This is a genomic window from Bacteroides luti, assembly GCF_900128905.1.
In the GTDB taxonomy this organism is placed as follows: domain Bacteria; phylum Bacteroidota; class Bacteroidia; order Bacteroidales; family Bacteroidaceae; genus Bacteroides; species Bacteroides luti.
Genome location: NZ_FQTV01000010.1, coordinates 132,006 through 144,569, shown reverse-complemented (window position 1 = coordinate 144,569; position 12,564 = coordinate 132,006). Strand labels below are relative to the sequence as shown.

Below are 12,564 nucleotides of genomic sequence, written 5' to 3'. Positions count from 1 at the left end.
AAGATCATGAAATGAAGAAATTTTGGCTCACACTCAGCATTGCCGCAGGTATACTATCATCCTGTGCCAATAAGCCTCAACAAGAGGCTACTCTCTCTGGATTAAAAGCAGAAAACTTTCAAACAGAGGTTAAAGGGAAAAAGACTGATCTATACACGCTTAAAAACAAAGCTGGTATGGAAGTATGCATTACAAACTTTGGAGGAAGAATTGTATCTATTATGGTTCCCGACAAGAATGGTAAGATGCAGGATGTGGTACTTGGCTTTGACAGCATTTCAAATTACATAAATATTCCTAGTGACTTCGGTGCTTCCGTTGGAAGATATGCCAATCGTATAAACAAAGGAAAATTCGTTTTAGACAAAGATACAATTCAACTGCCTACAAATAATTTCGGCCACTGTTTGCACGGAGGTCCGGAAGGATGGCAATATCAGGTATACGATGCAAAAGTTATCAGCGACAGCTGTGTAGAACTTACTCGTATCTCTCCTGACGGAGATGCTAATTTCCCGGGAAAAGTAACAGCAAAAGTAACTTTCACCCTTACAAAAGACAATGCTATCGATATCAGCTACGAAGCAACTACTGATAAGAAAACTATTATAAATATGACTAACCACTCATATTTCAATCTTTCAGGAGATCCTAATAATACAATAACTGATAATCAATTATATGTAAACGCTGATAAATTCACTCCGGTAGACAGCACTTACATGACTACAGGCGAAATACTTCCTGTTGCTGGCACACCAATGGATTTCACTAAACCAAAAGCTATCGGTCAGGACATCAACAAATTCGATTATGTACAATTGAAGAACGGAAACGGCTACGATCATAACTGGGTATTAAATACTGCAGGAGATATAACTAAACTAGCTGCAAAACTTACTTCACCAATCAGCGGAATTACTTTGGAAATGTACACTGACGAACCAGGAGTACAAGTATATACAGGAAACTTCCTCGATGGAAAAGTAAAAGGGAAACGTGGTATCGTTTATAAACAACGTACTGGTGTTTGCCTTGAAACACAACATTATCCTGACAGCCCAAATAAGAAAGACTGGCCTTCTGTAATCCTGGAACCGGGAAAAACATACAAAAGCCATTGTATCTATAAATTTTCGGTTGCCAAATAAAAGAACTATTTAACAAAAATGATTAATTACTATAGTCAGGAAAAGCAATTCTATGTAGCAGTAGACTGCATTATCTTCGGATTTAACCAGGGAGAATTAAGCCTCCTTTTACTAAAACGTAACTTTGAACCAGCTTTGGGAGAATGGTCTCTTATGGGTGGATTCGTTAAGGAAAACGAGAGCGTGGATGATGCAGCAAAAAGAGTATTGAATCAACTAACAGGACTGGAAGATGTATACATGGACCAGGTTGGGATCTTCGGCGAAATAAACCGTGATCCGGGAGAGCGAGTTGTGTCTGCAGCTTATTATGCACTGATCAACGTCAATGAGTACGATCAGGAATTAGTGCAAAAGCACAATGCATACTGGGTAAATGTAAACGAAGTACCTCCTCTTGTTTTTGACCATCAGTTAATGGTAGAAAAGGCACGAAGCTTAATGCAGCATAAAGCAAGCACAGAACCTATCGGTTTTAATCTTCTGCCCAAGTTATTCACATTAACACAGTTGCAAAGTCTTTTTGAAGCCATCTACGGAGACACTATTGACAAGCGGAATTTCCGTAAGCGAGTTGCAGAAATGGACTATATAGAAAAAACAGATCAAATAGATAAATCAGGATCTAAACGTGGAGCTTACCTGTACAAGTTTAATAGTAAGATTTACAAGAAAGATCCTAAATTCAAGTTATAGAGAATTATGTTAGAGACTTTAAAAGAACAAGTTTTCCGGGCTAATCTGGATTTAGTAAAGCACGGACTGGTTATCTTCACCTGGGGCAATGTATCTGCTATCGATCGTGCAAGCGGTTTGGTAGTTATTAAGCCAAGTGGAGTATCTTATGACGATATGAAGGCCGAAGACATGGTTGTTGTTGATCTTGATGGTAAAGTAGTTGAAGGAAAACTTAAACCATCATCAGACACTCCTACTCATGTGGAACTTTATAAAGCATTTCCTGAAATTGGCGGAGTAGTGCATACACACTCCACTTATGCCACAGCATGGTCACAAGCCGGAATTGATCTACCTAATATCGGTACCACACATGCCGATTATTTTCACGATGCAATTCCTTGCACTGCTGATATGACAAAAGAAGAAGTAGAAGGAGCTTATGAAAAAGAAACCGGAAGTGTTATCATCAAGAGATTCGAAGGAATCAATCCGGTTCATACTCCAGGTGTACTTGTAAAGAACCACGGTCCTTTCTCCTGGGGAAAAAATGCAGACGATGCAGTTCATAACGCAGTTGTTATGGAACAAGTAGCAAAAATGGCTTCTATTGCATATTCTGTAAATCCGGCATTAACAATGAATCCGTTGCTGGTAGAAAAGCACTTTAACCGCAAACATGGTCCGGGCGCTTATTACGGTCAGAAATAAATTTTTATCGAAATAAATATCAAAACAAATAGATTTATAATCTTAAAATTAAAAAATTATGGCATTTCAAGATTTTGAAGTTTGGTTTGTAACAGGAGCACAGCTCCTTTACGGAGGCGATGCAGTAATCGCAGTTGACGCACACTCTAACGAGATTGTAAAAGGACTTAATGAATCAGGAAATCTTCCTGTTAAAGTTGTATATAAAGGAACTGTAAACTCAGCAGCTGAAGTAACAGCTACAATGAGAGCAGCAAACAATGAAAGCAAATGTATCGGTATCATTACCTGGATGCACACTTTCTCTCCTGCTAAAATGTGGATTCACGGATTGCAAGAGTTGAAAAAACCTCTTCTTCACTTCCACACACAATTCAACAAAGAAATTCCATGGGATACAATGGACATGGATTTCATGAACTTGAATCAATCAGCTCACGGAGACCGCGAATTTGGTCACATCGTTTCTCGTATGCGCAAAAACCGCAAGGTTGTTGTTGGTCACTGGCAAGATGAAAAAGCTCAGGGTAAAATCGCTGTATGGATGCGTGTTGCTGCTGCTTGGGCTGATGCACAAGATATGCTTATCATCCGTTTCGGAGACAACATGAACAATGTTGCTGTAACAGATGGTGACAAAGTAGAAGCAGAACTTCGTTTAGGTTATCACGTTGATTACTACCCAATCGGCGACTTAGTAGCAGTTCAGGATACTGTAACTGATGCTGAAATTGCAGAATTGGTTAAAGTATACGAAAGCGAATATGAATTGGCTGCCAATGTAAAAGAAGGCGGAAAAGACCGCAACCAGGTTATTGAAGCAGCTCGTGAAGAACTTGCTCTACGCAAATTCTTAACAGCAAAAGGCGCAAAAGGTTTCACTACAAACTTCGATGCATTGCACGGAATGAACCAACTACCAGGTCTTGCTTCTCAACGTTTGATGGCTGAAGGTTATGGTTTCGGAGCTGAAGGTGACTGGAAAACAGCAGCATTGTACCGCACAATGTGGTTCATGGGACAAGGTCTTGAAGGTGGTGCTTCATTCCTTGAAGATTACACATTGAACTTCGATGGAGACAAGAGCTCAATTCTTCAGGCACACATGTTGGAAGTTTGTCCACTTATCGCAGAAAACAAACCAAAACTAGAAGTTCATCCATTAGGTATCGGTGGCAAAGCAGATCCAGCTCGTTTGGTATTCACTACTCACGAAGGAACAGGAGTTGCTGCAACAATCGTAGATATGGGTAACCGTTTCCGTATGATTGTAAACCAGGTAGATGTTATCAAATCAAAAGAACTTCCTAAATTGCCAGTTGCTTCTGCTCTTTGGATTCCACAACCAAACTTCGAAGTAGGTGCAGGTGCATGGATTCTTGCAGGTGGAACACACCACACAAGCTTCTCATTCGCTCTTACTCAGGAATATCTGGAAGACTATGCTGAAATGGCAGGTATCGAAATGATCGTTATCGACAAAGATACAACTATCAGCAACTTCAAGAAAGAGCTTCGCACAAATGATGTTTATTATATGCTTAACAAAGCTTTGATGTAATATGGCAAAAAAATATGTTATCGGATTAGATTACGGTAGTGATTCTGCCCGTGCAATCATTGTAGATGCATTGACAGGGGAAGAATTGGCTACAGCCGTAAAATACTATCCTCGCTGGACAGAAGGAAAATATTGCGATCCTGCAATCAACCAATATCGTCAGCATCCGCTTGATTATATTGAAGTATTGGAAGCAACTATCAAAGAATCACTGGCAAAATGCCCTGCAGGAACTGCAGAACAAGTTGTTGGTATTGCTTTTGACACAACCGGAAGTACTCCTGTGTTTACAGATGCAGCTGGTACTCCCCTATCTTTACTGCCTGAATTTGCAGAAAATCCAAATGCAATGTTTGTACTTTGGAAAGACCATACAGCAGTAAAAGAAGCAGCCGAAATCAATAAGCTTTGCAAAGAGTGGAAGATTGACTATTCAGCTTACGAAGGTGGTATCTATTCTTCAGAATGGTTCTGGGCAAAAGCTCTTCACGTACTTCGTGAAGATGAAGCTGTACGCAAGAGTGCTTACTCTATCGTTGAGCACTGCGAATGGTTACCTGCAATTCTTACAGGAGCCAATAAAGCAGAAGATATCGTAAGAAGCCGTTGTGCTGAAGGACACAAAGCAATGTGGCACGAAAAATGGGGCGGACTTCCAGCTGAAGACTTCCTTGTAGCTCTTGATCCACTTTTGGCTGGCTACCGTGATCGTCTGTTTACAGAGACAGAAACTGCTGATAAGGCAGTTGGTCACCTTACAGAAGAATGGGCTAAACGTCTTGGTTTAACAACAAACGTTGTTGTAGCCGGCGGAGCATTCGACTGCCACATGGGTGCTGTAGGATCAGGTGTAACACCTCGCACACTGGTACGCATTATCGGTACTTCAACTTGCGACATCATGGTTTCTTCTTACGAAGAGATGGGCGACAAGCTGATCAAAGGTATCTGCGGACAGGTTGACGGATCAGTAATCCCTGGATATGTTGGTCTGGAAGCCGGACAATCTGCTTTCGGTGATGTATATGCTTGGTTCAAGAGAGTTCTTGAGTTCCCTATCAAAAAAATCATAGGCAACAGCACACTTATTGACGAAGCTACAAAAGCTAAATTGGTAGATGAAGCATGCAGCCAGATTATCCCTGCATTGACAAAAGAAGCCGAGCTAATTCCAATCAGCGAAAGTACAGTAATTGCTACCGACTGGATGAATGGCCGCCGTACTCCGGATGCTAACCAGATGTTGAAAGGAACAATCACCGGACTTACTCTTGGTAGTTCAGCTCCACGCATCTTCCGTGCATTGGTAGAAGCTACAGCATTCGGTTCAAAAGCAATTGTTGACCGTTTCCGTAGCGAAGGCGTACAAATCGATGCAGTAATCGGTATCGGTGGTATTTCTTTGAAATCACCATTCGTAATGCAAACATTGTCTGATGTACTTAACATGCCTATCAAAGTCTGCAAAACAGAACAAGCTTGTGCTTTAGGCGCTGCTATGTTTGCTGCAACAGCTGCAGGCGTCTATGGTAAGGTAGAAGAAGCACAACAGGCTATGGGACCAGGATTTGCTTCGGAATATACTCCAAATGCAGAAAATGCAAAAGCATATCAGGCAATTTATGAACAATATGTAAAAGTTGGACAATTCACTGAAAAAGAATTGTTCTGCTAATAAATCTCTTCAAGCGAGGCCGGGAAAAGATCGAAATATCTTAGTGTATTTCTGATAAATAACTTATTGTATTTTATACTCTAAGATCTCTCCCGGTCTCGCTTTCAACCTCGATATTTTCAACAAAAAATCGCTCTATTCTAGCAGTTTATTACTCACAAACTGCTATCTTTGCCCCTAAATTAATGAATCAATTATTATGAATGATAGTAAACTAATGAATCTCGCAGCAGATAATGTGCGAATTTTAGCAGCTTCTATGGTAGAAAAAGCAAACTCAGGACACCCGGGCGGTGCCATGGGTGGCGCAGACTTTGTGAACGTTCTTTTCTCTGAATTTTTGGAATTTGATCCTGAAAATCCTCGTTGGGAAGGTCGCGACCGCTTTTTTTTAGACCCAGGACACATGTCACCCATGTTGTATTCCATCCTAGCCCTTACAGGTAAATATACATTGGATGAATTATCACAATTCCGTCAATGGGGAAGCCCAACTCCAGGACACCCTGAAGTAGATGTAATGCGTGGAGTAGAAAACACATCCGGTCCTCTAGGCCAAGGTCATGCATACGCTGTTGGTGCTGCTATCGCTGCCAAATTCCTGAAAGCTCGTTTCGGCGAAGTAATGGGACAAACCATTTACACATTTATCTCAGACGGAGGTATTCAGGAAGAGATTTCTCAGGGAGCAGGTCGTTTAGCCGGACACCTGGGACTTGACAACTTAGTTATGTTTTACGATTCTAATGATATTCAGCTTTCAACAGGAACAAATGCTGTAACCTGTGAAGATACTGCAAAGAAATATGCAGCATGGAACTGGAACGTAATCTCTATCAACGGTAATAATCCAGACGAAATCCGCAAGGCTCTTACTGCTGCGAAAGCAGAAAAAGAACGCCCTACCCTTATTATTGGTAAAACCATCATGGGTAAAGGTGCCGTCACAGCCGAACAAGGAAGCTTCGAACGCCAATGCTCAACTCATGGTCAGCCATTGAGTGCAAGTGGTGCTTCTTATGACGAAACTATTAAAAACTTAGGAGGTGATCCAACAGATCCTTTCAAAATATTCCCAGAAGTTGCAGAACTTTACGCTAAACGTGCTGCCGAACTGAAAGAAATCGTTGCTGCCAAGTATGCTGCTAAAGCAGAATGGGCTAAAGCTAACCCAGAACTTGCTGCAAAATTAGAAGATTTCTTCTCAGGCAAAGCTCCTAAAGTAGACTGGGCAGGTATCAAGCAAAAAGCAAACGACGCTACTCGTGGTGCTTCTGCTACAGTACTTGGTGCATTGGCTACTCAGGTAGAAAACATGATCTGTGCTTCTGCCGACTTGTCAAACTCTGATAAGACAGACGGATTCTTAAAGAAAACTCACGCCTTTACAAAAGACGATTTCAGCGGTGCTTTCTTACAGGCAGGTGTTGCTGAATTAACAATGGCATGTGTTTGCATCGGTATGGCACTTCACGGAGGTGTAATTCCAGCTTGCGGTACATTCTTTGTATTCTCTGATTACATGAAACCAGCAGTTCGTATGGCTGCCCTGATGGAACTTCCAGTGAAGTTTATCTGGACTCACGACGCATTCCGTGTGGGTGAAGACGGACCTACTCACGAACCGGTTGAACAGGAAGCTCAGATCCGTTTGATGGAAAAACTTAAAAACCACAACGGACACAACTCAATGTTGGTTCTTCGTCCGGCTGATGCTGAAGAAACTACAGAAGCATGGAAACTTGCCATGGAAAATACTTCAACTCCAACAGGATTAATCTTCTCACGTCAGAATATTGCTAATCTTCCTGCAGGAACAAACTATGCAGACACTGCAAAAGGTGCTTACATTGTTGCCGGAGCTGACGAAAACCCTGATGTAGTTCTTATCGCTTCAGGTTCTGAAGTTTCTACACTTGTTGCCGGAGCAGAATTGCTTCGCAAGGATGGTGTAAAACTTCGCATTGTTTCTGTTCCATCTGAAGGATTGTTCCGTAGCCAGAGCAAGGAATATCAGGAATCAATTATCCCAAACGGAGCTAAAGTATTTGGTCTTACAGCAGGTTTACCAGTAAACCTTGAAGGCCTTGCAGGTGCCAACGGTAAGGTATTTGGTCTGGAATCATTCGGATTCTCTGCACCTTACAAGGTTCTTGACGAAAAACTTGGTTTCACAGCTCAGAACGTGTACAATCAGGTTAAGGCAATGTTATAATCTAACATAAACTGAAAACAGATAAAAATGAAAACTATTGGTATTTGCTCCGATCACGCAGGTTTTGAACTGAAACAGTTCGTTAAGAGCTGGCTCGAAGCCAAGGGTTGGGCATACAAAGACTTTGGAACGTACACAACAGACAGTTGCGATTATGCAGATTTTGCACATCCGCTGGCATCAGCCATCGAAAATGGCGAATGTTATCCGGGTATTGCTATCTGCGGTAGTGGTAATGGCATTAACATGACGTTGAACAAGCATCAGGGTATCCGTGCAGCACTTTGCTGGACACCTGAGATCTCACATCTTGCCCGTCAGCACAACGATGCAAATATTCTGGTTATGCCGGGTCGTTTTATCGACACGACAACAGCCGATCATATTATGACTGAGTTCTTCTCTACAAATTTTGAAGGCGGCCGTCATCAAAAAAGAATAGAAAAGATTCCCGTAAAGTAATCACGTTCATACTATAACAAAAAATCCTGTTTGTTCATTCAAACAGGATTTTTTATTTCGATCTTTTAGAGAGCGTCTCAGAAATAATATCTGAATCCGGTAAGCAAAGTATATCGTGCTACTCCGTTTGTTTCGCAGTAATACGAAGAATAAACATTGCCTCTGTTATCTTTCATATCCCCAACACAACCGAACAAAAGCCCTGCGCTCACACCCAGTCCTAAATGAGGAGTCACCATGTATTCCAATCCCAAATCCAGATTTAGTGCTGTTCCATCAGCCCATATATGATATCCATTACTGGCGTTCTCGTCATGTCTGTAATAACCAATTCCGAATTCGGCCTTCACAATCCATTTATCAGTAAACTTCCATCGCCCACTCAACACAGGCGCAATGTAATTTTCAAGAAAAGAATCTTTTGTGCCATACACCCATCCCGAAGAACGAAATCCGGAATAAAGAATGCCCATTCCCAAACCACTTGAAAAAGTATGATCATACTGCAAACGCCAATCCACTCCATTACGCAGAGGTATTCCATTCAGAAAATTATCATCTGCAACATATATATTGCTAAAAATATGTCCATAACCAATATTAACAGAGAAAGTGTTTCCGGGAACTGAATGCCTTCGTATCACTTCATTTTGTTCTGCAGCCAGGTTTTTAAACACGGCATCAGACAAAGAGTCTTTCTTCACCGCACCATCTTTCAGGAGCAATATACTTCCTGCTATCTCATGGCAATTACCTCCACCAGAGGAAGGCATGGAATGACTGGTAATCATCAACCCATTTCCACCCGCTTTGGCAACTTCTGTTTTTGCCAGAAGGAGAACATCAGAATAAGTGCATTTAGCAGCAATGTTTCCTTTTCCCACACTCACCCGTCCAATAGTCCTGGCAGAGGCCGGAACACGCTGACCTACCCCGTAAACAATAACAGAATCGGGTACAACAATAGGTGGATATATTTTTACTATGTCAGTAACTACCCTTGGGTTACAGGATGCCAAAACAACCATTAATAACAGAGATAAAAAAAGATTTCGTTTCATAGGTTCTTAATAATCACGAATTACTATTTATAATCAATTTTCAGAGCCAAAGGTAATACATTTTTTAAAATACAATAAATTGAAATGTTTTTATTATATGAAAATCATTGTTATTCAATGACAAATAATTATTTCAACCCATTGTTAATAATTTAGCAATATCTGGCACGATTATTGTATATATATAATCTTTGCACTTACAACAACATTAAAATAAAAATACTATGAATGCATCCTTATACATTGGTGGGAACAAAGGGCGTCCCACGTTTGTAGAAAACCTCGCTATAGAAACAGTTATCAACTCGTTCAAAACACTGAAATACGCAACACTGGTTGACAGTATCCGAAGTCAAAGCAGCGATTCCGCCAAAGCATGGCAGCAACTCCCCTCCTTTACATTTGCCGCTTCCTTTATCGGTGGACGTACAAAGACTAATATGGAGCAGTACAACGGAGTGATTCAGCTCAACAGTGGCAAACTGGAACCCGAACAAGCCATTCGTTTACGGGATAAAGCCGCGCAAGAGCCCAATACCCTGGCAGCATTTGTTACCACAGAAGGTACAGGAATTGTAATTCTATCTCCCGTTTCCAGTCCGGACGGCTCTATACCCGATAATAATGAGGATATTAGCAAATTTCACGCACACGCTTTTTCCGTTGTCAGCTTATATTATGAATCCTGTTTGTATACCGACTTTAAGAAAAACGAACATTCATTATTACAGTTAACCTCAGCCACTTACGACACTGAACTATTTTTCAATCCCGAAGCCGAAACATTTCTGATAGCAACGAAGAAGGATTTCGAGAAGAAAACAACGAAGCTACTCCGAAACATGGAGGGAGAACCAATTTCCTATGATCATCTGCCTATTGGCGAACAGCGGGATACCGAAATAAGAAGAGCTTTCGACCGCGCTTACTCAAATGCACTCAATGTGGAGTCGTTCCGGAAAGAGAACAGATCGCAGTTTGTGTACGCTTTGGCATACTTTTGTTGCGTGGCAGGAATTCCCGAAGCCGAAACAGCCAAACTGGCACTTCAGCGTTGCACCACCGAACATTTTACTGCCGATGATCTTCGTCTGACTATCCGTATTAAGTACAAGGAGTACGAAGATGCTGCCGGTACTGACAGCGGACTGACAAAAGTGGAGAAAGAGACACACAAGCTCGAAGAGTTTATAAAACGCAACTTTATGCTTCGCCGCAATGTAATACTGCAAGGCATTGAATTCCGTTATGCCGATCATTCCAGTCATGAGTGGACAGAGCTTCGCGACCATCACCTCAACACCATTTATATCCGTGCACACAAAGAAGGAATAAACTGCACCCTCAATGATGTAAAGGCAATGGTCGATTCCGAGATTACCCCCTCCTACCATCCTTTCAAGGATTTTATCTTTGTACCTTTCACTGAATGGGACGGGCACGACTATATTGCCGATGTGGCAGCCACCGTACCCACCAAAGATCCCGAATATTTTGAATGGTGTTTCCGTAAATGGTTCGTAGCATTGGTTGCTTCACTGATAAACGACCGAGTAATAAACCACCAGATTCTGGTATTGATTGGCGGCAAGCACGGTATGGGGAAATCCACCTGGCCGGAACGCCTCTTGCCTCCCGAGTGGCGAAAAAGTCATTTCGATGCAAATGTATTTTCCAATAATGCCAATGCCACCCGCATGAAGCTAAGCACCAGTGCCATTCTGAATATCGACGAGCTGGATACCATTCAGCGTTACGACCAGGAAACAGTAAAAGAGTTGTTCACCACGTTCAACATTAACATACGCACCTCGCCCGATCGTCCGCCAAGGAATTTTGTGCGCCATGCTTCTTTCTTCGGAACAACCAATCACCTGGATATTCTGAGAGATTATACAGGAAGCCGCCGTAACCTCTGCCATGAAGTAACCGGCCCAATCAATTTCGAATTCAGCATAGATTACAAGCAACTCTATGCCCAAGCATGGAATATGATTCTGAATGGCTTCCGTTACTATTTCAATTCTGAGGAAAACAGCATTGTGGAGCAACACAACCAGCACTACATGGAAACCGATGCAGATATGGAACTTTTCTATGAATACTACCGTAAACCGGAAGGTGAAGAGGAAGGTATATTCCTTTCTGCGGCAAAATTGGCAGAATATATTAAAAGTAAAACGGGGATTGCTATTAGTAAGAAGATGATAAACAAACTGGGTAAAAACCTGAAATCACTTGGTTTTCAATGGAAAAGGATAAACGGATATACAGTTTATCATATCTGTTTAAAAGAGTAAACTGATTATTTGGTGGCAGGAGTGGCAGGAAAAATAACCTTTTTGCCGTTCTGGAAATTAAATTTTGAAAATTATGCAATTTGCGGAATTTTCAAAAAAATACTTTTGAAACCGAAAAATACTCTTTTTTCCTGCCACTCCTGCCACCAATAGCAATATCTATATTTACATATTGTACTATAAATCAAGCATATAGACATATTAGAGAAAACAACTAAACGAATTAGCAAAAACAAAACGAGACATCATATCGATCATGTACACGATCGACATTCGAACATGTACATGATCGTTATCAATCTTGTACATGTTCGTAGAAACCATAAACCAATAAAACATTAATTACCATGGGCATACCATATAAATTCAAGGAGATAAACGATAATTTAAGTAAAGACACAAAGAAAAAAGGCGGTGTTCATCCTATAATAAAAAGCAGAGAAAAGCTAAACACAAAAGCATTAGCCGAATACATTGCAGGAAACGATCCGTTACTACGTACAGAAATGGAGTTGGCAATTACCAAAACATTTAGTGCTATAGAAAAAGCATTGAAGAACGGTTACACCGTAGCCTTAAACGATTATGGTGCTTTCCAACTCTCTGCTCAATTCCGTGAAGACTTTAATCCCGAAGAACCTCATCGGGCAGAAAGTATTGAGGTGAAGAACGTTAATTTCCGAGCTTCTACCAAGATGAAGAAGAGGATTGGGGTTAGTGGGTTTGAGAAATCAGAGAGGTAAATTATCC

Annotated in this window: 10 protein-coding genes; 9 read left to right on the top strand and 1 reads right to left on the bottom strand. The window is 41.2% G+C overall.

Annotation, left to right across the window (positions count from 1 at the left end; genetic code table 11):
* Window positions 1–11: 11 nt before the first annotated feature.
* From BUC21_RS10545 to rpiB, 7 genes are all read left to right on the top strand, one after another.
* Window positions 12–1,151: an aldose epimerase family protein gene (locus BUC21_RS10545; RefSeq protein ID WP_073402056.1), complete on the top strand. Its 1,140-nt coding sequence runs from the start codon at window positions 12–14 to the stop codon at window positions 1,149–1,151.
* A gap of 18 nt (window positions 1,152–1,169) precedes the next feature.
* Entirely contained in the window at window positions 1,170–1,847 is a 678-nt protein-coding gene (locus BUC21_RS10540; RefSeq protein WP_073402053.1) for an NUDIX hydrolase, read from the top strand.
* A 6-nt stretch (window positions 1,848–1,853) separates the two neighbouring features.
* Window positions 1,854–2,540: an L-ribulose-5-phosphate 4-epimerase gene (locus BUC21_RS10535; protein WP_073402050.1), complete on the top strand. Its 687-nt coding sequence runs from the start codon at window positions 1,854–1,856 to the stop codon at window positions 2,538–2,540.
* Between the two features lie 58 nt (window positions 2,541–2,598).
* On the top strand, window positions 2,599–4,101 hold the full coding sequence (gene araA, locus BUC21_RS10530) for an L-arabinose isomerase (RefSeq protein WP_394332756.1): 1,503 nt from the start codon (window positions 2,599–2,601) through the stop codon (window positions 4,099–4,101).
* Window position 4,102: 1 nt separating this feature from the next.
* Window positions 4,103–5,776, top strand: coding sequence for a ribulokinase (locus tag BUC21_RS10525; RefSeq protein WP_073402044.1), 1,674 nt, complete (start codon window positions 4,103–4,105; stop codon window positions 5,774–5,776).
* Between the two features lie 199 nt (window positions 5,777–5,975).
* Entirely contained in the window at window positions 5,976–7,991 is a 2,016-nt protein-coding gene (locus BUC21_RS10520) for a transketolase family protein (protein ID WP_073402041.1), read from the top strand.
* Window positions 7,992–8,018: 27 nt separating this feature from the next.
* Window positions 8,019–8,453, top strand: coding sequence for a ribose 5-phosphate isomerase B (gene rpiB / locus BUC21_RS10515; RefSeq protein WP_073402038.1), 435 nt, complete (start codon window positions 8,019–8,021; stop codon window positions 8,451–8,453).
* A 77-nt stretch (window positions 8,454–8,530) separates the two neighbouring features.
* Here the strand turns inward: rpiB and BUC21_RS10510 are convergent, their stop codons facing one another.
* The gene (locus tag BUC21_RS10510; protein WP_139261398.1) at window positions 8,531–9,514 is read right to left on the bottom strand and encodes a hypothetical protein; all 984 of its coding nucleotides are present in this window, start codon (window positions 9,512–9,514) and stop codon (window positions 8,531–8,533) included.
* Window positions 9,515–9,738: 224 nt separating this feature from the next.
* On the opposite strand from BUC21_RS10510, the gene BUC21_RS10505 reads away from it, so the two are divergent.
* A complete protein-coding gene (locus BUC21_RS10505; protein ID WP_073402032.1) occupies window positions 9,739–11,814 on the top strand; it encodes a VapE domain-containing protein in 2,076 nt (691 codons plus the stop codon).
* Window positions 11,815–12,161: 347 nt separating this feature from the next.
* Window positions 12,162–12,557: an HU family DNA-binding protein gene (locus BUC21_RS10500; protein WP_073402029.1), complete on the top strand. Its 396-nt coding sequence runs from the start codon at window positions 12,162–12,164 to the stop codon at window positions 12,555–12,557.
* Window positions 12,558–12,564: the final 7 nt, after the last annotated feature.